The sequence below is a fragment of the Gillisia limnaea DSM 15749 genome (assembly GCF_000243235.1).
Classification (GTDB): domain Bacteria; phylum Bacteroidota; class Bacteroidia; order Flavobacteriales; family Flavobacteriaceae; genus Gillisia; species Gillisia limnaea.
In genome coordinates this window covers 2,555,461-2,581,873 of sequence record NZ_JH594606.1, presented here as the reverse complement: position 1 = coordinate 2,581,873, position 26,413 = coordinate 2,555,461, and the positions used below count along the sequence as shown (strand labels likewise).

General features: G+C 38.8%; 18 protein-coding genes and 2 pseudogenes. 3 read left to right on the top strand and 17 right to left on the bottom strand.

From position 1 onward, the window contains the following. Positions 1–130: 130 nt before the first annotated feature. From GILLI_RS13205 to GILLI_RS13150, 13 genes and pseudogenes are all read right to left on the bottom strand, one after another. Positions 131–853 carry an energy transducer TonB gene (locus GILLI_RS13205; protein WP_006989616.1) on the bottom strand — a complete coding sequence of 241 codons (723 nt, stop codon included), beginning with the start codon at positions 851–853 and terminating at the stop codon, positions 131–133. Positions 854–897: 44 nt separating this feature from the next. Further along, on the bottom strand, positions 898–1,302 hold the full coding sequence (locus GILLI_RS13200) for a VanZ family protein (protein ID WP_006989615.1): 405 nt from the start codon (positions 1,300–1,302) through the stop codon (positions 898–900). Then, positions 1,292–1,672 carry a glycine cleavage system protein GcvH gene (gcvH, locus tag GILLI_RS13195; protein WP_006989614.1) on the bottom strand — a complete coding sequence of 127 codons (381 nt, stop codon included), beginning with the start codon at positions 1,670–1,672 and terminating at the stop codon, positions 1,292–1,294. Before gcvH ends, GILLI_RS13200 begins: the two co-directional genes overlap by 11 nt. 63 nt (positions 1,673–1,735) lie before the next feature. Then, on the bottom strand, positions 1,736–8,857 hold the full coding sequence (gene sov, locus GILLI_RS13190; RefSeq protein ID WP_006989613.1) for a T9SS outer membrane translocon Sov/SprA: 7,122 nt from the start codon (positions 8,855–8,857) through the stop codon (positions 1,736–1,738). Between the two features lie 39 nt (positions 8,858–8,896). Beyond that, complete coding sequence (ruvA, locus tag GILLI_RS13185; RefSeq protein WP_006989612.1) at positions 8,897–9,481, bottom strand: Holliday junction branch migration protein RuvA; 585 nt, start codon at positions 9,479–9,481, stop codon at positions 8,897–8,899. Positions 9,482–9,558: 77 nt separating this feature from the next. Beyond that, positions 9,559–11,850, bottom strand: a complete 2,292-nt coding sequence (locus GILLI_RS13180) for an NADP-dependent malic enzyme (protein WP_006989611.1) — start codon at positions 11,848–11,850, stop codon at positions 9,559–9,561. Between the two features lie 114 nt (positions 11,851–11,964). Further along, positions 11,965–12,573, bottom strand: coding sequence for a hypothetical protein (locus GILLI_RS13175; RefSeq protein WP_006989610.1), 609 nt, complete (start codon positions 12,571–12,573; stop codon positions 11,965–11,967). Further along, positions 12,557–13,051 (bottom strand): RNA polymerase sigma factor, encoded by a 495-nt coding sequence (locus tag GILLI_RS13170; RefSeq protein WP_006989609.1) that lies wholly within the window; start codon positions 13,049–13,051, stop codon positions 12,557–12,559. Before GILLI_RS13170 ends, GILLI_RS13175 begins: the two co-directional genes overlap by 17 nt. A gap of 69 nt (positions 13,052–13,120) precedes the next feature. Continuing rightward, positions 13,121–13,425, bottom strand: a pseudogene (locus GILLI_RS18950) (tRNA epoxyqueuosine(34) reductase QueG); the annotation flags it as partial. Further along, positions 13,418–14,185 (bottom strand): hypothetical protein, encoded by a 768-nt coding sequence (locus tag GILLI_RS13165; RefSeq protein ID WP_006989608.1) that lies wholly within the window; start codon positions 14,183–14,185, stop codon positions 13,418–13,420. The pseudogene GILLI_RS18950 and the gene GILLI_RS13165, both read right to left, overlap by 8 nt. Positions 14,186–14,216: 31 nt before the next feature. Further along, the gene (locus GILLI_RS13160; RefSeq protein ID WP_006989607.1) at positions 14,217–14,621 is read right to left on the bottom strand and encodes a hypothetical protein; all 405 of its coding nucleotides are present in this window, start codon (positions 14,619–14,621) and stop codon (positions 14,217–14,219) included. Between the two features lie 63 nt (positions 14,622–14,684). Continuing rightward, positions 14,685–15,608, bottom strand: coding sequence for a tRNA epoxyqueuosine(34) reductase QueG (gene queG / locus GILLI_RS13155; RefSeq protein WP_006989606.1), 924 nt, complete (start codon positions 15,606–15,608; stop codon positions 14,685–14,687). Between the two features lie 203 nt (positions 15,609–15,811). Next, entirely contained in the window at positions 15,812–16,369 is a 558-nt protein-coding gene (locus GILLI_RS13150) for a YybH family protein (protein ID WP_006989605.1), read from the bottom strand. A gap of 187 nt (positions 16,370–16,556) precedes the next feature. Between GILLI_RS13150 and GILLI_RS13145 the strand changes: the two genes are divergently transcribed. Further along, positions 16,557–17,723 (top strand): IS4 family transposase, encoded by a 1,167-nt coding sequence (locus tag GILLI_RS13145; RefSeq protein ID WP_006987510.1) that lies wholly within the window; start codon positions 16,557–16,559, stop codon positions 17,721–17,723. A gap of 46 nt (positions 17,724–17,769) precedes the next feature. On the opposite strand, the gene GILLI_RS13140 is transcribed toward GILLI_RS13145, so the two are convergent. The 4 genes from GILLI_RS13140 to ruvB form a co-directional block, all read right to left on the bottom strand. Beyond that, complete coding sequence (locus tag GILLI_RS13140) at positions 17,770–19,149, bottom strand: FAD-binding oxidoreductase (RefSeq protein WP_006989604.1); 1,380 nt, start codon at positions 19,147–19,149, stop codon at positions 17,770–17,772. A gap of 226 nt (positions 19,150–19,375) precedes the next feature. After that, complete coding sequence (locus GILLI_RS13135) at positions 19,376–20,467, bottom strand: nickel-binding protein (RefSeq protein WP_006989603.1); 1,092 nt, start codon at positions 20,465–20,467, stop codon at positions 19,376–19,378. A 77-nt stretch (positions 20,468–20,544) separates the two neighbouring features. After that, the gene (locus tag GILLI_RS13130) at positions 20,545–21,876 is read right to left on the bottom strand and encodes a cytochrome P450 (RefSeq protein ID WP_006989602.1); all 1,332 of its coding nucleotides are present in this window, start codon (positions 21,874–21,876) and stop codon (positions 20,545–20,547) included. Between the two features lie 23 nt (positions 21,877–21,899). Next, positions 21,900–22,922: a Holliday junction branch migration DNA helicase RuvB gene (gene ruvB, locus GILLI_RS13125; RefSeq protein ID WP_040506650.1), complete on the bottom strand. Its 1,023-nt coding sequence runs from the start codon at positions 22,920–22,922 to the stop codon at positions 21,900–21,902. 162 nt (positions 22,923–23,084) lie between these two features. Here ruvB and GILLI_RS19255 point away from each other — a divergent pair. Further along, positions 23,085–24,040: pseudogene (locus GILLI_RS19255) on the top strand (IS30 family transposase). Positions 24,041–24,125: 85 nt separating this feature from the next. After that, positions 24,126–26,318: a DUF5916 domain-containing protein gene (locus GILLI_RS13115; protein WP_006989600.1), complete on the top strand. Its 2,193-nt coding sequence runs from the start codon at positions 24,126–24,128 to the stop codon at positions 26,316–26,318. The last annotated feature ends 95 nt before the right edge of the window (positions 26,319–26,413 follow it).

The following is a 26,413-nucleotide window of genomic DNA, read 5'->3' as shown; positions in this document are numbered from 1 at the left end:
CGGAGGGGTAATGGACTTGGGTTCATCAAGCGGAAAGATACCAATTTTTTTGATGTTTCATAAAAATGACCAAAAAGAAAAATTCCCAAACCGACTGGCGATTTGGGAATTTAAAAAATATTTTCTTGTGTTAATCCTGCACCTGGAATACAATAGGTAAAGAGTACATAACCCCTACCGGTTTCCCACGTTGCTTACCTGGTTGCATTTTAGGCAACGAGTTTATTACTCTTGCGGCTTCCTGCTCCAGTCTTGGGTGAGGGGCACGGGAACGCACGTCGGTAATATTTCCGCTTTTATCTATTTTAAATTGAACGATTATCCTGTTAACACCACTTAAACCTAACTGGCTTCCAAGGTCTGTATTGAATTTTCTATTCACAAATTCCTGAACTTTCTCACTCATACACTTTTTACGTGCATCATTGTTAGGAAGATTTTCACATCCTGGAAAAATAGGCACGTTTTCAATAACAGCAAAAGGAACATCCGCAATTTCATCCTCAACAGGAGCTTCAACGATCTCACGAACCTCTACGATCTCTTCCTGATTGGTCTCCGTAGATTCAATAATAGTTTCCTCTACTTCTTCCTCATCTTCTACAACCTCAATAATTTCCGGCGCAGGTGGCGGTGGTGGTGGTGGTGGTGGCGTATTAAGCAGTTCCGTAATTGGGATTTCTTCATCATCCAGATCTCCCAGATCTAACTGGCCTTGATCTATTGCGTCTTTATCATACGTTTTCCACTCAATAGAGACATACGTGATTAAAAGGACTAAAATTAGACCCAACTGCAGAAAGAGGACACTTCTTTTCGTTAAATCGGCTTTGGGATTTTTCTTGGGTTCCATAATTCTTTATTGATTAATAAGGGTTGCTAATGTAAAAATTTTTTTCATAAAAATAAATTAATCTTGTGTTTTAGCTTAATTAAGAATTTCTTAAAGAAAAAACTTAAAGATAAAGCGAGTAAAACACCAATGCTATTTGCCACAACATCAGCCCAATCGGGCTGACGATACGTTGTTAATACACCCTGTAAGACCTCAATTAATATACCAAAAATTATTACCAAAACAGAAATAACAAGAAATGCGGGAACATAATTCTTTTTTTGCTCCATTCTTAGTAAATAAAACAACATCCAAACCAGGGCTAAAACGAAACTAGCGCCCGTATGAAGCATTTTATCTGTAGGACTAAAGGCGCCTACAGATAAATCACCTAATTGTATTAGAGATGCTACGGTTAAGGCAATTGTATAAACAATCGCTAAAAGTAAAGCTAATTTAGCTGCCAATGAGAGCTTTATAATCCTCCGGACTCATAAGTCCTGAGATTTCATTTTGATCGGCAATCTTAATTTTCACCATCCAGCCTTCTCCATAGGGATCAGAATTTACCTTTTCAGGAGCATCTTCAAGGCTATTATTAAACTCAATCACTTCTCCTGAAAGAGGTGAAAATAGATCGGAAACTGTTTTTACAGCCTCTACGGTTCCAAAAACCTCTTCCCGCTCCAGGGTTTCCCCTACGGTTTCTACTTCAACGTAAACAATATCGCCAAGTTCTCCCTGGGCGAAATCTGTAACTCCAACCGTAGCTACATCACCATCAATTTTCACCCATTCGTGATCTTTGGTATACTTTAATTCTTGTGGAATATTCATAAATTTTAATTTTATAAGATCACAAAGTTAATTTATTATTGGTTTTTGTCAAGCAGTCTGTCATTAATTTCCAAAATTATATCGAAGGGTAACCCCAGACCTTATGGTTGTTTGAGGAAATGCAGTGGAAACCGCATATTCAGAGAAGGTATGGTCATAATAAACGAGTGCTGTAAGGTTCTTGGACAAGGCATAATCTGCAGTAAAATTAACTGCCCAAAGATCCTGCCCGGCTATAACCTGACTGCTTTCAAGATCGAGATATCTTATAATGTTGATATTTTTTCTGTAAGCAACATCGGCTTTAAAATTTAAGTCACTGCTGAGAACCCTGCTTCTGCCTCCAAAATTGGTGACGATCTTCAAATCTTTTAATCGATATCCCAATCCCAGAATATATTCATTCCCTTTAATTTCTGTAAGCAAGTTATTATCAAAACTAAGCGATAGCGCCCTGTCTTTCCTTATCTCAGCCAAAACCCGTATCGCATCATTGGTTTCCAAATCAATTCGCATTAACGGGCTAAACATTTCCGTAAGATTGATATTGGAAAAAAGCATAGGGTTCTTAAAATTATTTGTCTGGTTGATTTCGAATGGATTTTGAGGATTATAATCCAGGTTGGTTTGAAACTGATTAATTGTATATCCTGCCCTGTACCCGTGAGTTAGCGAAAATCTTCTGAAATTCTTTTTAAACCAATCCATTCTCATGAATCCAGTATATTTTATTTCCCAGTTAGGAAGTGGGAAATTACGGAAAGCACCAAGTTTTACCGAAGCAGCATCCTGCCCCGAATAAGCGGCTAAAAATGCAGGCAATAATACCGCCTGATTGCTTTTCCCGTACCCAATTGGGTAACCTTCTTCATCCACAATATTAGGATCCCTTCCATTTTCAGTTGCGAGCCTGCGGGCAACCTCCAGCCTGTTTTCTCTGAAACTTTCAAAGGTTTCTGAAAACTCCTGGTCATTGGCATCAAAAGCAGAACTTATAAGAATGGTGGAAATATTGAAATTCCCAAAATTATAAGGACTCAGGGATTCATACTGAAGGGAAGTTGGATCTACTCTGTAATTTTCAGAAAAAGTTTCCGAATAAATTCTTCCTGCGGTAAGGTCTATAGTTAGATCCGGAATAAAACTCATAGAAGCCTGAATATCCAGCTGCTTGTTCTTTACAGCGGTATATTGTTGATTAAATTCCTGATAAAGTGTTAACCAGCCATTGCGGGCAGCAAGATCCCGAACATCCTGTTGTCTTCCCAATGTAAATCCCGTTGTAGGACGCAAAGTCCCCATAAACCCAATACTCTGGGTATAACCTGGCAAAAAGATCCCCTTATTTTCCCTGTAATTAACCTGAAGCCTTTTAATTCCGGTAACAATTCCTATCATGGTATTGTAGCTTTTATCTCCACGACTTACCTCTGGTCCTGTTGCAGGCTTTGTAGGTGTATCTGGATCCAGGGTTGGGACTGCTGCGCTGCGCTGCTTAATACCGGAAGGAGTGCTTTTTCTGGGAACAAGCTTGAAATAATCATACAACTTTTGCATATCCATTCCAGCATTAATTTGGTGAACGCTGGAATTTTGAATAGAATTTCCAAGATCAGGAATGCCTTCCAGGCTTTTAAAAACTTCCGATCCCCGTTGCCATTGAAAATCTCCTTTATATGAATACGTGGCTTTTACGAACTCAAGGACCGGGATCTTTGCAAGTGGCAATTCATAATTTAACTGTAATGTTTGAAAATGCTGATTTGGTGTTCCAACTTCAAAAAACTCATCCCAAATCCCAATGCTGTTATCTACAAAATTATTTTCGCCTATATAATTTCGAATTACCCGGTTATTTGAAGCATCGAAACTGAACTGAAGGGATTTTGTCAAATTGTAATTCACCCGGTATTGCCAGTCAAACAAGAAATTACGTTGATATAAAGTGGGAATACCTATGTCATTCTCCGTTAGATCCAGTTCTCTGAATTTTTGCTCATTATACTGTCTAAAAATATTCGAGCCAAAAGAAATATTGCTTGGCAATGGATTGATATTAATATCCTTGAATATTTGATAATACAAACTACTGTCTAATGCCGGAATATTTTTTAATGGCTCTATGGAAAGTGGCGCAAAATTATAATCATAGGTTGCTCCCACCCGAACATTCTGACTTAAAGATTCATCAATTTCAAAATCCCGATGGTCTATTTGATTATAGGAAGTTGAAATCGTGAAATTCTCAATATCATAAGGCATCGGTTTTTGGTCGCCAGTGCGTTCTTTTCTTAGGCCTATAACATTCACACTTTGCCTTTTGGTGTAAATCTCCGATTGTTCTTTTACCCTGGCTTTTTCGGCGGCATCCGTAATCCCATCAAGTCTTGTTTTTAATTCCAGATCCAGGTATTGCTGATCGTATTTTGGAGTAACCAGCTCTTCTCCCCTGCTATAATTAAACGGTATTTTAATTCCCCATTTTTGAGGTAACAACTGGCCCGCATTGATATTGGTGACCACATCATATTGCTGAAAATCTTCCCTGCTGCGCTGATTTGGTCCCTGTTCTAAACTTCCAAAACCAATCGTGCTTATTCTTCCTGTTCCAGAAACTGTAGCAAAATCGGCAACATTGGCATCCATATTTAAAATGGAGGCCCAGCCACCTTCACTATCAAGATCTGTTAAGCGAAGTTCATTGAACCAAACCTCTCCACAAATATCGGAAGCGGTATTAGAGGGAGAACCATTTTTTACCCCCAGCATCAATAAACGGATATTCCCAAAACTCGGGTTCCCTTTTACACCTATGCGCAACTGGCCTATTTGATATGGATCATCGGGATCTGCAGGATTTAATTCCTCATCAAAATAATTCACCTCAGTTGGCCTGAAAGAGGGATCTCCCAACACCTTTGTTTTTACTTTTTGTAACAGGTCCAGGGGTAGCAACAATCTGTTGGATTCTGGCCAAATCTCATCTGCTGAGGCCGCTCCAAACATAGTAGCGGTAAGCGGGATTTCAATTTGATAATAATTCTCGGTAAAATCGGTTCCCATTCGTATAAAAGCGATCAATTGTCCATCTTTAAGCTGAATTTGATTCACCAAAGATTCGGCATGAAGGAACATCTCGAGGTTTTTATATTGACGCATATCCACCTGAAAATTCTTATAGACCGCGCGTGCATCCTGTGGCTCCAGCCCGCACACTCTTAAAGAAAGAGATTGCTCGTTTTGCCTGATATTTGTATTGTTATTGAAAAGCTCTTCCCTAATTACGCCCGGAGGAAGCACATAAGGTATTGGCTCCCGGTTTTCATTCTCTTCTATATTTACGGCAGAAACTTCAAATAAAGTTCCTTCCTGCACCGGCTGTCCAGGATTTTCGGGGTCCAGGCTTCGGTTATACCTCCTGTAATCCCCACGAACAAGATCCATGGTTCCAAATCTCAAAACTGTTCGTCGTTCAAAATCACTTAAAACCAGGCGCATGAATCGAATAGACCTAAAATCAGCTATTCCTCCCTTGGATCCGGTAGGTTCAAAAATCGGCACTTTAAATTGCACCCATCTCACCGGGATTTCCTGTCCATTGGGAAGTGGAGCCATACTCTCCTTTACATCTGTAATATAAGGGTTGTTATCGATATTCATCCCGGGGAATATATCAATATCGTATTCAAAATAGCTGTTTACGGTATTCATCGTATTATCCCGATTGAGATCTTCGGTGGTTGGAAGGGTATTATTACCGCGGTTTGTTGCACCCAATTCCGGCGGAGAGTTTCCATCGGTTCCATTATAATTCCGATAACGGTCTACTATGCTTCCGGTGGTGTTTAAAAAATATTGATAATTATCTGCTGAAGGATCATTCAGGTTTGCAAAATTCGGGAATTGCTGTGCTTCGTCGGCATCATTTAATCCATCAAAACCCACATCCTGATTAATTCTTTCCTGGCCATCTGTATTAAAAGCATAAATCAAGGACTGGTCGGCCGGCACGCGTCCAAAAGCAGTGCTAATTGTATTTGATGTAGATCCATCCTGCGGAAGGCCATTTTCATATTGCTTCCTCCCGTCCTTTAAAACATCTTCAGAAATATTCCCAAGGTTAAAGGTGATTTTTCCCCCTGAATTTCCAGCATTTTCTGGATAGATATAAGGATCCATTACCCAGAACTGAATAAACTCCACATTGGATTGTTCAAAATTGGTAGAACTTATCGCTCTGGATATACCCCCAAAATTCTCCTTAGGGTTATTTAAGGAACTTCCTCCTGCAGCAGAAGGATTGTAATTATAAGCACCCCTTTCAGAAGGATCAAAGGTGACATCCATAGTGAAAATAACCTGCGGCTGGCCTTGAACAACATCTGTATTAGGAAATATTTCATCGAGAAAAACCCTTCTGGAAGCAAAACTCGAGAGGTCTGAATCTGAAATTCCATCCGGTCGCTGGCTGCTGTAAAAAATGGGGTCTATGGTGTACCACCACATTTTTGCGCGTTTATAACCAGATGCCAGATCGCCATTGGCGAGCTCTCCTCCAAAACCCAAGGGTACACTTGAAAGCTCCCAGCCTAAAGGATTATTGATAGAAATGGAAGTTTGGGAGGATTCAAAATCATCGATATACGTGGTTGCCTTTTCGCCAAAATCACTTACCTGCGGAGTTCCCGGTTGCAAATAAGCAAATTCTCCTCTCACCGATATGTTTGAAGGAACATCTGTATCTATATTTGGAAGCTTATTTACAAGTCGCGTTAAAAATGGAACATCCGTATTATAAGATGCATTCAATCCATAAATAGAATTATTTACTGGTTCATATCCATAGTTTGCTTTTTGGGTAAGCGGTCGCTCCTTAAGACTCAAAAAAGTACCTCCTACCAGCAATTTATCACTAAACAAATGTTCTACATTAATCCCCATGAATCGCTTAGATTGTTGTCCAAACAAAGCATTGTTCTCGGTATTGATTTGTATTGGAATATCTGAAGCTAAAAGGGCATCATCTATAATTTGAACACGCCCCAGTTGATAATTCACCACATAATCTACCCCTTCCTGTAAAACCCGTCCTCCTGCAGTAACGGTTACAGAACCCTGTGGAAGATTGAACCCAATAGGGATCCCTTCTACATTGGCAGATTTATATCTTCCTTTTAGCTGAAATTTATTTTTATCTGCTGCTTCCTGCTCCGCCTGAATTTTAGTGGTCCTGTATAACTCCCTGAAAACATATTTCTTCTGATTGGGATTATAGGTTTCCGGAAGGTTGTAATCTTCACCTCCGGTATTAGGTGTATTATCAAGTTTTTTGAACAAATGCTCCCCAAAAGGCTCCACAGTGGTAAAAATTACTAGTCCGTTTTGTGGATCTATAGTTATTCCCGGAACGTAATCAAAGAAACCATCACCTCCATTAACAGGATCATTATTGTTGTTGAGCCTGTCCAAATTAAATACCCTAAGCAAGGTAGTTTGTTCAACATCTTCAGGCAAAGGAAGATTGCCATCTTCGGCAGCAGTGATATAATTGAGGGGTTGCGGATCTGTATAGAGAATATTCAGCCTGAAATCATCGCGTTCCAATTGGAATGCACCCAGCCCATAAATATTTTTCATCATCAAATCCCAAATAGGCTCATTGACATTGGTAAGCGTGCTTTTTAATAATTTCACAACCAGGTTCTGGTTTACCCTAATACCATCAGCTCCTCCTTCTATATTAGCATCTATACCGTCATTAGCAAATTCTCCAACCTGATACACCTGCCCGTTAAGGGTATATTGAAAAGCTACCGCCAGTACTTCATCATTGCTCAATCTTTGGTTTAAACTAATATAACCCAGGCGAGGATGAAGGATAAATTCATTTGATTTAAGCTGACGTGCATTTTCCAGTTTGGCATAGTCGGATCCCTCTGAAACCGGCAAACCACCGAATCCATTTTGGACCGTAGAGATATCCCGTATTGCCGGAGTTAAGATAGATTCCCCGGGGCCATTTATACCAAAGGGGTTAAAGTCATTGTTGGTATTATTGGGAAAAGCGCCAGGAGGTCTGTTAAAAAATCCGGCAGGAGGATTATCAAGGCGTATATTCCCCGGCGTATTGGATTCTCCAAGATCCTGAATCCCTACAATATTTCGGGTATCGTTTAAATTCTGAATGTTATTGGTACGGTTAGTCACCCATACCTGGATGCGCTGTATTTGAATATTCGAGTTTACAAAAGGATAATTTTCTAAAGACCGGTCATAGGTATCCCGGAAATAATGAGCGAGAAAAAAGTGCCGGTCCTGGTCATAATCTATCGCGAACTTTTCAAATTCTTCAATAGTGGCTCCTCCTTCCACATTCACAGTTCTTCGCTGGGACTTTTGTTCAGAAAAAACTCCAGTGATTCTTGTTTTCCCGAATTGCAATTCGGTTTTAAAGCCAAAAAGGCTTTGAGCACCCTGAATTAGTGCACTATTAAGTGGCATATTTACATTTCCAACCTCTATTTTCTGAATAATATCATCTTCATTTGGGGTGTATTCCAACCTCAACTGGTTTTGAAAATCAAAAGTGGATTCGGTATCGTAATTTGCGATTACCTTTAATTTAGTTCCTACATTTCCAAGTAAGCTAAGCTGAATACGCTGGTCAAAATCAAACGTAAGATTACTTCTGTTCCGGGGTGAAAATGCTGGGTTATCCTGTTTTGTATATAACAATCCAAGATCCATGGCTACGCTACCCTGGGGCACAACTTCAATCTCCCGACCGCCAAAAATATTCTCGAAAAAGCTGGAATTCACGTAATAACCCGGTAGTGCATCACGTTGGGCATCAGGATCCGGGTCCCTGTTCTCTGCAATTGCATTATTTTTCTGTTTAAAATAATTTCGGATCTCCTCCTGAATCACCAATTCCTGGTATTCTTCAGAAGTTAAAATAAGGGGGATAGAAAGGTTATAGGTGCCAAGAGTTTCGGTATAGATATATCTATCTAAAATCGGATCATATTCATAAGCAGCAACAATGCTGTTTGGATTTGGTAATGAAAGCGTACCCGTTGCATAACCGGTTCGGACTGAATCCTGTACTACGGGCTCATCCTGGGCAATTAAATTGGAGGGAAAAGCTAATAAACAGAAGACACAAAGCCGAAAACAGTAACTCAATTTCAAGTCTTTATTCCTCAAGGTTGTTTAACAATGTAATTATAAATTTTTTAAAGCCAGCTTGATAATCGTTTCCACGGTAGGGTCTGTGGTCTCTTTCATTATTCGGTCAATAACTTTCTCAGCCGGTTTACGGGCAAAACCTAAGGTCTCTAAAGCTGATAACGCTTCTTCCTTATTTGTATTGCTTTGGGAAACAAAAACTTCCCCTTCCCCAAAAACCTTTAAAATTTTATCTTTTAAATCCAGAATTATTCTTTGAGCGGTCTTGGCTCCAATTCCTTTAATGCTTTGCACTTTAGCGGTATCTCCGGAGGCAATTGCTTCCATGATTTGCCTGGGTTCAATGGAAGAAAGCATCGTTCGTGCAGTGCTTGCCCCAACACCCGATACAGATATCAATAACCTGAACAGTTCCCTTTCAGATTTTTCCATGAATCCAAAAAGCGTTTGAGAATCCTCCTTAACCTGTAAGTGAGTAAAAATACGGATGGCTTCTGAAGCTGATGAAAGCAACGAGAAGGTGTGCAAGGAAATATGAATAAAATATCCTACCCCATTGCACTCTATTACAATGTTAGTAGGATTTTTTTCAATAAGTTGCCCCTTTAAATGATGAATCATAAATTTTTTTCCTGATTGATTTCAAATGTAGTAAAATTAACCAAAGCCTCAAGAATATTAGTGCTTTCCATCACATGTTATTTCTCCAGCGCAGCACGCTTTTCCTTTTCCTGGGCATCTACAACTGCAACCGCAGCCATATTAACCATCTCCTCTACACTTGCACCTAATTGAAGTATATGAACCGGCTTCTTCATTCCCATCATAATTGGACCGATAGAGTCTGATTTATTAAGTTCCTTAATTAATTTATAAGTTCCGTTGGCAGCCTCAAGATTTGGATAAATAAGCGTATTTACCTTTTTACCCACCAGTTTGGAAAAAGGGAATTTTTTCTGAAGCATTTCTTTATTCAGGGCGAAATCTATTTGAAGTTCACCATCAACGATCAACTCCGGATGCGACCTGTGCAAAATTGCTACAGCCTCTTTTACTTTGCGTGCCCGTTCGTTTTTTGAAGAGCCAAAGTTGGCATAAGAGATCATTCCTATCACCGGTTCCATCCCAAATAATCTCACCGTTTTAGCAGTCATAACAGCAATTTTAGCAAGGTCTGTTGCAGAGGGATCTATATTTATGGAAGTATCACTTATAAATAAAGGGCCCCGGGAGGTGTTCATAAGGTTGGTAGCCGCAACACGGTCTATTCCTTTTGCCATCCCAATAAGTTCCAGCATTGGCTTCACCACACTTGGATACGCTCTTGAATATCCAGATAATAAAGCATCTGCATCCCCTTCATTAACCATCATTGCAGCAAAATAATTTCGCTCGCGCATCAGGTTTTGAGCATCAAATTTAGTAACACCTTTGCGGTTTCTGGAAAGCCAGTAAACATCTGCATAGGTTTCGCGCTTTAATTTCTCTTCATCCGATTTGGGATCTATTATGGTAACCTGTTCATGGTCAAAATCGATTTCCTGCATCAATTCCATGATTACATCCCTTCTTCCCAGTAATATTGGTACTCCTATTCCTTCTTCCTGGACTATTTGTGCTGCTTTCAACACATCCAGATGATCTGCTTCAGCAAAAACGATACGTTTAGGGTTCATTTTTGCCCTGTTCATAAGAAGTCGGGAAATTTTATTATCATTCCCCATTCTTTCCATCAATTCCTCTTCGTATCGTTCCCAGTCTGTTATCTGTATCCTGGCAACCCCACTTTCCATAGCGGCTTTAGCCACCGCGGGAGGAACTTTTGAGATCAACCTTGGATCAAAAGGCTTCGGAATAATATATTCAGGTCCATAATTAAGTTTGGTTTCACCGTAAGCGATATTTACTTGTTCCGGAACATGTTCTTTTGCCAGGGAAGCCAGGGCTTTCACAGCCGCCATCTTCATCTCTTCATTGATCTTTGTTGCCCTTACATCTAAAGCACCTCTAAAAATATATGGAAACCCCAGTACGTTGTTTACCTGATTAGGATGATCGCTCCTTCCTGTAGCCATAATGAGGTCCTTACGGGCAGAAACCGCCAGATTGTATTCTATCTCGGGATCTGGATTGGCCATGGCAAACACAATAGGCCTTTTTGCCATACTCTTAAGCATAGGCACATCAACAATATCGGCAATAGAAAGACCTACAAAAACATCGGCATCTTTCATCGCTTCTTTCAGGGTATCAATTTTTCTTTTTGTGGCGAATTCCAGCTTTTCCACTGAAAGATTTTGCCTATCTGCTCTTATGACCCCTTTACTGTCCAGCATCACAATGTTTTCAGACTTTGCACCAAAGGCTTTATATAACTTGGTACAGGAAACAGCTGCCGCGCCGGCACCGCTTATAACTATTTTAACTTTATCTATCTTTTTCTTTGCAAGTTCCAGTGCATTAAGCAGGGCTGCAGCCGAAATGATCGCTGTCCCATGTTGATCATCATGCATTACCGGAATATCGAGTTCCTCTTTAAGCCGTCGCTCAATCTCAAAAGCTTCCGGAGCTTTTATATCTTCAAGATTAATCCCTCCAAAAGTTGGTGCAATATTTTTAACCGTCTCCACAAAAGCATCTATATCCTTGGTGTCTACTTCAATATCAAAAACATCAATATCTGCAAATATCTTGAAAAGCAGCCCTTTTCCTTCCATCACCGGTTTTGAAGCTAAGGGACCAATGTCACCAAGTCCCAATACAGCAGTACCATTGGAAATAACGGCAACCAGATTTCCCTTTGCTGTATATTTATAAACGTTCTCTTTATCTTTTTCTATTTCCAAACAGGGAATTGCAACTCCCGGGGAATAAGCCAGTGATAAATCCCGCTGGGTTGCATATTTTTTGGTAGGTACAACTTCTATTTTCCCCGGTTTTGGTTTTGCGTGATACACCAGGGCTTCTCTTCTTTTACTTTCCTTGCTCATGATACTGTTTTTGGCTTAGTCACAAAGGTAGTAAGCTTTACTTTTTTTGGGTATATAAATATCAAATACTTTAAGCTTGATATTTATCAAAAAGCAGATTGAATAGAATTACAGCTATATTTTCATTAACTCTTCCATATCATTGATAATTTCCTCAATCCTGGTTATTAATTTGCCATAGACTAAATGAGTACTTAGTTTGTAACTAAGCACCCCTAACCCAGATAATAGTATAGCAATGGCTGTTACTATAAGAATTTGGATATAGATTTCTAAACCCATAAAACCAGACATCATAGGGGTTTCCTGAAAATAGATCCAGTATGCCGGAATTATAAAAATTGGAACTCCTATGGCCAATAATTTTGTATAAAACTTCTGAACAGTTTTTAATTGAGAATAATAATTAATTAAATATTGGTACGTGTTCGAGCTAGGATTAAATTGATCGAGTTTCTTCATCATTCTTTTATTCAGAAAAAATAATAAAACCAGTATAACACCCACATAGAATCCTAACAAAACCTTATCTAAATAAGTAAATAGTCCAAATAAAACTACAGCCATTGGAATAAGACTAATGTTATCCCATTTAGATGTGGACTTGATATTATCAATTATCAACTTGGATTTCCTAGTATAGAGATCCTTAACTAATGGTAATTTGAAACTTTTATTAGATTCAAAACCTTCTTTCCATATATTTTCAATAGATCTTTCCATCAAGTAATGTTTTTAGTTTTTTCTTAATTCGAGTAATTTTAACTCCGATATTATTTGGCGATAACCCCATGATTTCGGCTATTTCCTGGTACGAATTCTCTTCTAAGTAAAGAAGTATGATTGCCCTGTCCAGCTCGGAAAGTTCTTTTATGGCCAGATAAAGAAGTTTGAGCGATTCGTCATTGAAGGGATTCGGGTCCTGTGGTGCACCAGCATCGAGATTAGGCAATTCAACACTTTTCTTATTTACTTTTTTATCCTTCTTAAGTAAAGAGAGTGAAACATTTAAAGAAATTCGGTAGACCCATGTAGACCATTTGGAATCACCTTTAAAATTCTCCCGACTCTTCCATAACTGAAGACAAACTTCTTGATAATAATCCTGAAAATCTTCCTCACTGTCGGTATACGCACGGCAAATCTTAATGATAATTCCGGCATAAGGCAAAATGAACTGGGTATAGAAATCTTTACTCAAAGCTTCTTTTACTTATTTAGTGACGGAAAGATGAAATTTATTACAGTTTTTAAAAATAAATATTTTAGACTAGTCTTTCAAAAAGTGAATATTCCTCTTTAATCCTTCAAATTTTGTTCTTTTCACTGCAGATTTCCGGAAGATCTCATCTAAAGTTTCTTTGATGAGTTCTGACAATCCTTTTTGTTCATCTCCATCAAATCTTCATGCGGGTTGAACAAAGGTTCATTATGAGATTTTGAAAACTTATTCCTGGGACAAACATTCTTGCAAATATCACAGCCAAACATCCAATCATCTTATTGCCCCTTCAAAGAAGCTGGCAACGCTTCCTTTAATTCTATAGTAAAATAATGAGAAAAGCATTTAATCCCGAATTTTCTCCTTCAACTGTTTTAGAAAAATTGGAGCATTTTTATAATAATTTGCCAACAGGTCAAGATGTTTTCCTGCGGTAATGATTTCGCTGAAGCCAGGGCTTTCTGCGCAGAAATAAACGAAATTCAGGATTTCCTCCTCAGGTATCCCGAGTTCTTCGACAAAAAATTCAGTTGTAACAATCTCGATGCCCTTGTCCACCTTAGCATCGAATTTAAAATTCTCTTTGGCCTTCTTCAGCATTTTTATCCTTCCGTTGAGCGTGTTGATCAAGAGGATTAATGGTGAATTTGTGGAAGAGTTAAATTTTCTGGCCATCAAGCTTTGTGCTGGTTTATTTGAAAATGGAAAACCTACATCTGCCTGATTAAAAACTTCCATTTTTTGAAGGTCCTGCTCAAGATTCCCCGTCAAATTGATATTGCTTATCAAAACCTCACCCAATTCGTTTAAATCTAACAACAATTCAACTTGCAAATATTTCCGTTCAAAAATTTCTTCAGAAATCTTTACCTCCACAATATCATACTGTACCGAAGAAAATTTCAGAATATCATTTACAGCTACCTGGATCTCAAAATCTCCTGAAACTGAATTTGTTGTCCCGGTTTGTCTTGTTAAGTTAATTATATGAATAGAAGAACCATCTAAGGAATCTGCGGTAATTTTCCCCTTCAGAAGTATGGTTTCCTGAGAAAAAATTGATGTACACCAAAAATATGCAGAGAGAAAAATAACAATTTTTGCTTTTAACAATCTATGAGAATTTAGTTTTATGGTGCTTTATTTATTTTGAAGGTATTCCTGCTCCCTCAAATAACTTTTTTAATTCTTCGACTTCCGATTGCTTTTTCAAATTCAACAAATCTCTTACTTTCCCATTCTTCAGCTTAAGTTTAAAACTTTTTTTGCCAAAAAATTCCTTTTGCAAAAACCAGTCAATATCTTTGGTTTTTATGCTGCTTTGAGAAGTCTTTTTGAAGATCAAGAACAATAGAATAAAAACGGAAATTAGGCTTATCGAAACCCACATCACAGAAAACCAGTTAAAGCCGGTAAGGAAAGATTGAACTAAATTAAAACCACCATTGACAATATTTAGGATCAACACAAATTTAAGAGTCCAGTTATTCCTTCCAAAATTATCATCGATCTCTATGAGCCTTTGCTCTTCATCATATTTTACTTTCACCTATACCGTTTAATTAATTCCTTTATCCCGGAAAACTACTAAATAAAAATTAAAAAGAACATTTCAATCCTCCAAAAAACGAAGATTTCGCTTCAATCCTTCAAATTTTGTTCTTTTTACAGCCGATTTTTTAAAAATTTCGCTGAAAATTTCTTTGGTGATCTCCTGCCAGTCTTTTTTGTTCATCCCCAGCAAATCCGTATGAGGGTTGAAAAGAGGTTCATTATGAGGTTTTGAAAATTTATTCCAGGGACAAACATCCTGGCAAATATCACAGCCAAACATCCAGTCATCAAATTGCCCATTTACAGAAGTTGGCAACTCTTCTTTTAGTTCGATAGTGAAATACGAAATGCATTTACTTCCATCTACTTTATAAGGATCTACAATTGCCTGCGTTGGGCAGGCATCTATACAGGCGGTACAACTTCCGCAGTGGTCAGTGACAGGAGTGTCATATTCCAGTTCCAGATCTACAATCAATTCTGCAATGAAATAAAAGGAACCCACCTGTTTGGTAAGTAAATTCGAATTTTTTCCAATCCATCCAAGTCCGCTTTTTGCAGCCCAAGCTTTATCCAGCACAGGAGCAGAATCTACAAATGCCCTACCCTTTACTTCCCCTATTTCTTGCTGAATAAATTGAAGTAATTGCTTCAGTTTCTCTTTAATTACAAAATGATAATCGGTGCCATACGCATATTTGCTGATCTTGTAAGAATCTGCTTTTTGAAATTGTGAAGGATAATAATTAAGCAAGAAGGAGATCACACTTTTAGAGCCATCAACTAATTTTGTTGGATCCAGTCTTATGTCGAAATGATTCTCCATATAGCTCATTTCGCCATGCATATTCCGCTTTAGCCAGCTTTCTAATCTTGGAGCTTCTGTCTCAAGAAATTCGGCTTTGGAGATCCCACAAGACATAAAACCGAGGCGCATGGCTTCGGTTTTTATGAGTTGGGTATGATTATTTTTTGTGGCCATTATACTTTAGCTAATCACTAAAGTACAATTATCTTTTATTTTTTCCGATGCACAATAAAGAGGCGTCTTAAAAGTAATGATGTATGTCATTGCGAATGCAATGAAGCAATCTGCATGTTGAACGCCAACAGACTTGTGCAAAAGTAATAGCGATTTGAATTAAAGATCAAATCACTATTACTTTTACATGCTTTGGTAGCCAATTATTGATTCAATGGAGAATGATGCTCGGCAACGATTTTCCATTCACCTTTTGTTTTGACGAATAATAAAGAAGTTTGCTCTCTAACAATAACAAGATCTTCTCCAAACATTAAATGAAAATCGGAGTGAAAGGTTACATTAGCTACATTCCCATAATATACAGCAATTTGCATATCTAATGCTTCAAGTTTTACTACTTCTGTGACAGAACCAAAAACCGCACGTTCATGAGCTTCATTTGCCTCACCACCATTTCTTAGTTCTCCGTTTTTGAATTCAGTAAACTTGGGACCATATGAATGGAAAGAAATAAGCTTGTCAAGATCGCCCTCTTTAACACTTTGGACAATAGCTTCCCAAGTTTCTAGTACCTCTTGCTGTGCCTGGGGAAAAGTTTGGGAAGTTGCTGAGGAACCTTTGGATGCAGATGACATTTTAGATGAAGATGAAACCTGGGAAACCAATTCTGATTCTGCGAGACTGTCCTCATTATCTGAACACCCATATAAAAATAAAAGGGATGTTAGAATTACTGTTAATGCTAGATTTGTTTTCATAATAAATATATTTAGATGGTTAATATTCTTGTTTTTATATTAAATTCTATTTCAGGTTTTAAAATACTAGTGATGCGTTAACTTTTTTATTTTTCAACTAAAACCTCTATCCAGGGGATTTTGAAAGCGTTCTTTGATTTTTTGATTTGAAATGAATTCTAGCTTAGTAGTCTAAAACTAGACCGCTATGAATTCTGGAAAATACGTTTTTGCCCAAACACTGGACTATGTGAACAGGTATGAGTTCGGGAAGTGCGTAAAACGGTACAATGGCGACTACAGAACCCGTGATTTCAATTGTTGGAATCAGTTCGTTCAGTTGTTTTTTGGCCAGTTGACCTCCCGCAATTCCCTAAGGGACATCGCTACCTGCCTCAGGGCACACAAAAGCAAGCTATATCATTTGGGAATGAACGGTTATGTCAATCAGTCCTCATTGTCCCGTGCCAATGAGGGTAGGGACTGGAGGATATTCGCAGACTTTGGAGAATACTTGATCGGTCAGGTGCGTCCTCTGTACACCGATCATCCCATACCCAACATCAGGTTGGAAAATGAGGTTTTTGCGTTGGACTCGACCACGATCTCCCTTAGCCTTGTCCTTTTTCAATGGGCGCCGGGAAAGTATTCCCGGGGAGCCGTAAAGATCCATACCCTGCTCGATCTCAGGGGTAGCATACCATCTTTTGTGTTGATCACCGATGGGAAATACCACGACAGTAACGTACTGGATGTATTGGTGCCGGTATCAGGAGCAATCTATCTGATGGACAAAGCTTATATAGACTTTGAAGCGCTCTACCGCATACATCTTGCAGGGGCTTCTTTTATCTCAAGGGCCAAATCCAATATGGACTACACGGTCACTGGCCAGAATTACAATATAAACCCCGTGACAGGTTTAAAAAGTGACAAGACCATACTGCTCAATGGATATAAATCCAAAAGGTTATATCCAGAGCCACTTAGGTTGGTAGAATACCACGATGTAGAGAAAGATATTACATTGTACTTCTTGACCAACAATCAAGAAGTGTCCGCTCTAGAGATAACAAAACTGTATAGAAACAGGTGGCAAATAGAGGTGTTCTTCAAGTGGATAAAACAAAACCTGACCATAAAAAAACTATGGGGGCATTCTGAAAATGCAGTAAACATCCACGTATGGATGGCAATTTGCACTTACTTAATCGTAGCTCACATAAAACATTCGTTACGCAGCAGCCTATCCATATATGAGATCATACAAATACTAAGTATATCGGCGATGGATAAATCCTCCATAAAAGAATTGCTTACAGAAGAATTTTCAAATCAAAATTTCAATGAACAAAAAAATTTATTTGACAACTAATTATTAACGCATCAGTAGTAGTTTTAAAATTTAAAACCACTTATTTCTATCGCAAGTACGCTGGCTTAATATTTTGATTTATATGAAAAATATTTTTAGGATCATATTTACCCTTAATTTTTGTCAAACGTTCATAGTTCTCCTTGTAGGAAGCTTTCACTCTTTCCTGTCCCTCATCCATCATCATATTCACATAGGATCCACCCATAGCGTAAGGCTTTAAAGCGTCAAAATAGTTTTTACACCAGTTGGTTACCTTATCCGCTTTGTCGGGATCTGGATCTACCCCTACAATAACCTGGACCCACCGGGCATCTCTATACGCCCATGCAGTTTCATTATTTTTAAAATTGTGGGCAGCTCCATCAACAGGATATAAATGTGTAGTTGAATGCATCGTAGGCACTTTCGATCCATATTCTAAATTCACATCGATTGATTCTTCTGTCAATTCCTTTATATAATGTGCTCTCCAGTACCATTGGTAACCAGGCGGATAAAGCGCATCGAACATTCCATTCAAATCCTTCATAGGAATCTCCCCAACAAAATCGAGAATGGGTGGGCCAAATTCCCGTATCGGTTCAAAAATATCTTCGGCTTTTTCTCTTGGTCCGGTATAATTCCAAACAACACCGCAAACATTTTTATTCCATAAATTTTTCGGAAAAGGTTCTGCCGCGGGAACAATTAAAAAGGCAAAAAATCCATATAAATCATTGGAAGCGTTTTTAGTATATTCACTATAAAATTTTATCGCCTCCCTGGCTTTTTCAATAGGCCAAAACATTGGTCCCCCATATACATTCTTAACCTCTATAAGTTTAAATTTAAATGAGACAACGACTCCAAAATTTCCACCTCCACCTTTCAGCGCCCAAAAAAGATCCGGGTTAGTTTGCTTATTGGCAGTTACTATTTCACCATTGGCAAGTACCACTTCACACTCAAGTAAATTATCAATCGTCAATCCACCTTTTCTCGTAAGATAGCCAATACCACCTCCCAGTGTAATTCCTCCGATTCCCGTTGTGCCTATTATACCACTGGGCAATGCGAGTCCGTAAGGATAGGTAGCCGCATCAACATCTTGTAAGGTATTGCCAGATTCGATAATTGCCGTTTTGGATTTGGCATCGATATCCAATTTCTTCATATCGGATAAATCGATGACTAATCCATCGTCCACTAGACACAATCCTGCCCCGTGATGGCCACCACTTCTTATAGCAATTTCCAGATTATTGTTTTTGGCGTGTTTGATGGCTTTTACAACGTCTTCTGTACTTTTGCATTTTACTATAATCGCGGGCTTTTTATCGATCATACCATTATAGACAGATCTGGTTTCATCGTAGTTAGAATCCGAAGGCAAAACAATGCTGCCATTGATAACCCCTTTTAATTGTGAGATTGCAGTTTCCATATTATGGTGGTTTAAAAATGGTTGGTAATTAGTTTATAGATACAAAGCTATCGATATAGAAATGCCGCTTCAACCAGAAATGATTCTTTAAATGCAACAAATGATGCATTATCTAATAAATTCGTGGTTTATTCAATGGGAAATTTTGAAAATAGAAAGAGAAGATAATTGATTCTATTCCACCCGCTAAAGCAAAAGAAGAGCTTTTTGAAAAAGGGAATCCTACCTATAAAATTTTAGAAGGCACTATCCCAAAGCGATCAAGAAAGCATTTAGAGAAGTAGGAGGGGTTGTTATAGCCTACTTCCAAAGCAATTTCACAGATATTTAAACTTTCCCTCTTTATTAGATTGCGGGCTTTGTGCATTTTAATATCCCTAATAAAACTTACTGGAGAACGCCCTGTAAGGGCCATGGTTTTGCGATAGAGTTGAGTTCGGCTAACTCCAAGTTCGGCACTTAATGAGATGATCGAAAAATTTGAATCCGCTAAATGAATTTGAGTATGTTTAAAGAAGTTTTCTGCAAAATCCCTTTGTCTTTCGGATACTATCCTAATCTTTTCGTTGGCACCACAAATCTTATTAAAATCAGATAGTTTTTGAACGTTGTTGGAAATAGTGATTGTCCCATCATCAGAGATTAAACTCAGGTGTTTGGAAAAATCTACGGCTTCTTCGAAAAATCCCTCTTTCATTGTAACTGGTTGTCCATCCCCTAACCCCATTCTAAATTCAACATCCCACTCACCTTGTTCTATTCGTGTTGCAAAACCGTTTTGAAGTTTTACCGCACACTCCAGTGCTTTGTTGACATCTTTAAAAACGGCAATAATACTATCATCGCTAAGGTTTTTGATTTCGTGACCTTCAAATAACTGAATTTCACTATAGGTATATTTCCTCTGTATTCCTAGAAGAGAGAATTGTTGAATATGGTCATGATTCAATAAATTTGTTTTCCCCACAATATCGATTACTAACAAGTATCTAAACCCAGAATCTATACTGCCATCTCTATTGTAAACAACTCCGTGAGCAACACTATGGGTTTTTCCCATGAACAAATCCATCAGACCTGCTTCAACTTCGATAATATTGCAAGACACATCTCCATGAGCTTCCCTGTGGACCTGCTCGCACGCATCCGCATTAGGTCCTTCTATAAGACAGAAGACTGTGCCTGCTTTTTCATTCACCCAGAATTGGTGGTATTTGACATTATACTTATCCTGGGTCTTTTTGTCGATCAAATGGGCTTGCTTAACCTGTTCTATGGTAACCTCGTCCAAAATATGATAATCCATATAAATTGGCATGACACAAATATTAATTAATATAATAATTTGAATTACAGCAACTTAAATATAATGAAAAAAATTTGATAATGTCCTGGCTATCTCAATTCAAACTTAAGAATCGCATGCTTTGGCTTTAAAGTTATGAGCGGCAGGATTTGTATTGGAATAGAATTTGGAGAGATCTTGTATCTGGAAACAAGTTCTGCGATTGCCAATATCATCTCATACATCGCAAAATTATTCCCAATACACATCCTGGGGCCGGCACCAAACGGGAAATAATATGCAGAATGTTTTTGTGCATTTCCTTCGGCAAAACGCTCCGGCATAAAACGATCTGGATCTTCCCACAAATCACTGTGTCTATGGATCTCATGCATTGAAAATAACAAATTGGAACCTTTTGGGATAAACATTCCTTCAAATTCATCGTCTTCTATATTCACCCTATCTATAAAATAAGCAGGTGGATAAAGACGCATAGATTCTTCAATAACGTTTTTTGTATAAGGACAAGCCTGAATAAATTCAAATAAACCGGTAGTTTCCTGAGATGCCCTTTCGACTTCTTCTGCAATTTTATCCTGAGATTGAGGGTCTCTGGCCAGAAGTTCCGCTGTAAAAGTTAGGGCATTTGAGGTGGTTTCATGTCCTGCTGTAAAGAGAATCAGGATTTCATCTATAAGCTGTTCTTCTTCCATAGCATTGCCATCTTCGTACCTGGCATCCAAAAGCATATCCAAAAGATCACCTTCCCGAACCCCACTATTTTTTCGCTTTGCCACAAGGGTTTTTAAAATTTCTCTGGCCTCTTGAGTCAGTCCAACATGATGTTTTATACTTCCACCCAGCTGAAACCACCATCCTAAATAAGGTTGACGCAGTTCTTTTACCAGCATTTTTTGGGCAGCTTCGGTAATATATTGAAGTCGGGAGATCTCGCTTTCTCCCACAGCGCTACTGAATAGGGATTTAACAACAGTTTGAAAAGCCAGATCGTTAAAAATGGGGAAAATATCCATTGGCCCTTTCGTTTCAATTTTTCCCAGTTCGGTAAGAATAGCTGCCTGAATGGTTTCCAGCAACTGCATCAATTGCTTTTTATGAAAAGCGGGCTGAATGAGTTTACGCTGTTTCCTCCAATGTTCACCTTCTGAAGTTAACAGGCCTTTCCCTACATACTTCGCCAAATCTACTGTTTGAATCGTGGACTTTTTATAATTCTTTTGATTTTTCTGAAGGGCATATTGTGCAAAACCTGCATCGCGGGAGAAGACAACTGATTTCCCGGGTCCAATATTCAATTGAAATGTATCTCCCAGTTTCTCAAAATTCTCATGATGAAAGGGTAATGGGTTTTTGAGAATGCTGCCTGAATTGGCAAAAAACCGAAACATAGAAACCGAAGGAAAATTTTTATTTGCCATTTAATTAAATCGAATAAAATGAATTAAAATAAGCCACCCTGAGTATTCCCCTTTACCCTGCCTAAATGTTTATAGGCAGCTTCGGTAACTTCACGTCCACGCGGGGTTCGATAAATAAATCCCTGCTGGATTAAGAAAGGCTCATACACCTCCTCTATGGTTTCTGCATTTTCACTTACCGCAGTTGCAAGCGTTGATAGTCCAACAGGCCCACCCTTAAATTTATCTATGATAGTGATAAGAATCTTATTATCCATTTCATCCAATCCATGAGCATCAACATTAAGGGCTTTAAGACCATATTTCGCGATTTCCATATCTATCTTGCCATTTCCTTTAATTTGAGCAAAATCCCGAACTCTGCGCAACAATGCGTTTGCAATTCGGGGTGTCCCCCTACTCCTGCCGGCTATCTCTATCGCGGCATCCAAAGAAATAGGAACTTTCAGGATTTCAGAACTTCGCTGAACGATATCTGAGAGCAATTCTGTAGTATAGTATTGAAGTCTGCTGGAAATACCAAACCTGGCACGCATTGGAGCGGTTAACAATCCAGAACGGGTGGTGGCACCTATAAGAGTAAATGGATTTAAATTGATTTGAACTGTACGGGCATTAGGCCCGGACTCGATCATGATATCTATTTTATAATCCTCCATGGCAGAATAGAGATATTCTTCAACGATTGGACTTAATCGATGGATTTCATCGATAAAAAGCACATCCCGTTCTTCCAGGTTGGTAAGAAGACCAGCAAGATCCCCTGGTTTATCTACTACCGGGCCGGAGGTGACTTTAATACCAACATTCAACTCGTTGGCAAGGATATAGGCCAGCGTGGTTTTACCCAGTCCGGGAGGCCCATGAAACAAAGTATGATCTAAAGCCTCTCCACGTAGATTTGCAGCTTTCACAAAAACCTTCAGATTTTCGAGCACCTGATCCTGTCCTGCAAAATCGTCGAAACTAAGCGGGCGTAAAGCTCTTTCTATATCGAGTTCTTCAGGAGTGAAATTTTCTCCGGTTGGGTCCAGGTTTTCGTTCATCTCACAAATATACAAATCGTATTTTAGCGATTATCTAAGTTCAACACATAAATGCAACTTAAATTAAAATCATTGGGGGCAAGCCCCCAATGATTAGCCAAGTGCTAAATTTGATTTGTGAAGAAAAAATTTAAACAACGTAGTCAAGAATAAAGATACCAAATTGGTGCTTTGTTGGGAACAGGGAAGAAAAAAGTGAGATAGCCGATATAATTGGTGTTCACAAAGGTTCAGTATGCTTTGAGCTGAAAAGGAATACTGGAAAGCGTGGGCAGCACGCCGGCAGCTATATTCCGCGCCTGGCCCAGAGTAAAACACACCGTAAGCACGAGACAAAATATAAATTCATCAAGTTGACCGATACACTCAAAGAGCAGGCGGCTGGTTGGTTGAGCAAGCAACAGTTAAGCACGGAACTGATTGCTGTCGAATGGAAATTAATGGGCATATAAGACGTATCCCTTGAATGTATTTATCAATGGATCTGGGATTGCAAGAAAAGCAACCGCAAGGAGGATCTTCACAATAAAGACTACTACTGCTATTTAAGGAATGGCAGGAGAAGGTTTAAACCCGGCAACTATAAGAACATCAGAGGAGTCATACGGGACCGGGTATCAATAGAAAACCGTCCCACCAGGAATGTTTGGGGTAATGTGGAGGTGGACTTGATGATGGGGAAAGACCACGGCTCCTCCCCTATTAGTAATGACAGATAGAACTACCTTGATCACCACTCCGGATTTTTTGGAAAGCAAAGATCCCAAGGTTGTCCAGAAGAAAATAAATGACCGAATATCAAGGATAGGGAAAACCTGGATTAAGACAATGACCTTTGACAATGGAAAAGAATTTGCAGGGCACTGGGAAATTACTAAAAAGCACAATGTCAAAACATTCTTCACTAGACCCTATACCTCGCAGGAAAAAGGGACGGTAGAGAACATGATCGGACTCATAAGAAGGTTTTTACCCAAGAAAACATACTTGAATTTGATAAGCGAAAAGAGGATCAGGGAAATGGAAAATTAATCAATAATCGAAGATTAAGAAAGTTTGGCTACATTAGTCCAAAAGAAAAATTAAAATCAACTTGGCCAGTTGCATTTATCACTTGAACATGGCATATTTAATTTGACGGGAATTAAGAATTGCGATGACAAATTAATTTTTGGTATTTTTAAAGGCATCCTAAACAGAATTATGATCAAAAGCATTTTTACCTTGCTATTATTTATTTTTGCACAACAACTCTACTCCCAACATAGAGAGTTTGTAGTTAACTATATCTCTGAACCCATTAAAATTGATGCAATATTGGATGAGCCGGCATGGACTACCGCCGATTCTGCCGATGAATTCTGGCAGTACTTCCCAGAAGATACTCTGCAGGCCAGCAGCCAGACCTCCATAAAAATGCTTTACGACAATCGTAACCTTTATATTGGGATCAAAGTTAACTCTATAGGAAACAAATATGTGGTCCCGTCCCTTAGAAGGGATTTTAGAGCTGGAGGAAGCGATAATATTACTCTTATGTTCGACACCTTCAATGACGGTGCCAATGCTTTTCTTTTTGGGGTAAATCCTGCCGGAGTGCGCCGGGAAGCTCTTGTATCTGGAGGCGGTACAGATCTTAGTGGCTTTACCACAAGTTGGGATACCAAATGGTTTGCAGAGACTAAAATTTATGAAGGATATTATATAAGTGAATGGATAATTCCACTTTCAGCTTTTAAATTCAGTCCTGGAGAAACCAAATGGAGGTTCAATTCTTACCAGTTCGATACACAGGGAAACGAACAGAATACCTGGATGAGAATCCCGCGCAGCCAACATGTTTTTAATCTTGCCTTTATGGGGGATATGATTTTTGAAAAGCCTCTGGAAAATGGCAGAACACCTATATCCTTAATACCTTATATAAATGGCTCTACTGAGAAGGATTTTGAATTCAACAGAAATTTCACTGGAATCAAGGCAGGGGGGGACGCAAAGTTTGCCATAGGTAACAGCCTGAACCTCGATCTCACAATTAATCCCGATTTTTCTCAGGTAGAAGTTGATAACCTGGTAACCAACCTTACGAGGTTTGAAATTAATTTGCCGGAAAGGCGACAGTTTTTTATAGAGAATAGTGACCTCTTTGCAGATTTTGGCAACTCCAAGGATGCTAACCCGTTCTTTTCGCGCCGTATTGGAATAGCCAAAGACAGGGACGGCATTAACCGCCCCAACCAAATAATTGCCGGAGCCAGATTAAGCGGAAAACTTAATAAAAATTTTAGGATAGGAGTTTTAAATGTGCAAAACGAAAAGGATGAAAAATATGATATAGAAGCGGCAAATAATATGGTGGTTGCCCTGCAGCACAGGATCTTTAAAAGGTCGGCTATTAATGCCGTATTCGTAAACCGCCAGAACACAACGAACAGGGAAGGAGATTCAATTGGCGACGATTATAATCGTGTAGTTGGCCTGGATTATAACCTCGCAAATCTCGACAACAGCTGGAACGGAAAATTTTATTTGCACAAATCTTTCAGCCCCGGCCTGGAAGATGACGACTTTTCTGCCGGGGCAGGCCTGACTCACAATAGCGATAACTGGCGAATTAGGGGCAGCGGACTTTTTGTTGGAGAGAATTTTAGGAGCGAACTTGGTTTCATTCCAAGGAAAGGAATTCTAAAAGTAGATCCCCAGGTAGAATATTTACTGTTCCCGTCTAAAGGCCCTGTGAATGCACATACCTTTAGCGTTACTCCCATCTTCCAATGGAAACCGGAACCGGAATTCCAACTGTCAGATTATATTATTATTTCGAGCTGGGAAATAGGTTTTAAAGACACTTCAGAAATTTCTGCAAATATATTTAACCGTTACACCTATTTGTTCGACGATTTTGAACCCACACGCTCTGGGGGAACACCTCTCCCTGCAAATTCCGATTACCATTATACTAGTGGCCAATTGAGATACAACAGTGATAACAGACAGGGATTATCATACAATGTAGGAATTACCTATGGACAGTTTTTTAATGGAACGGTACTCACACCTAATATTAACCTAAACCTGCGTTTACAACCCCGGTATATTATTTCTCTACAGGCAAGATATGATAAAGTGAGGCTTCCTGAACCTTTTGCAATAAATGACATTTGGTTATTGGGAAGCAAAGTTGACGTTACTTTTACAAAATCCCTTTTTTGGGCAACTTTTGTGCAATACAGTAATCAGGAGCAAAATATTGGAATAAATTCCAGGATACAGTGGCGTTTTGCTCCCCTTTCAGATATGTACCTTATCTACAATGACAATTATTACACAAATAGTATTCTTGCACCAAGGTACCGGAGCTTAAATTTGAAAGTCACCTACTGGCTCTACTTATAAAAAAACCAAGCCTATAGTTGTAATAATAAGGTACCAAATCCATTCCTAGGGAAAAACCCGGGAAATTTTTTAGATAACCGGGTTCGTAATTTTTT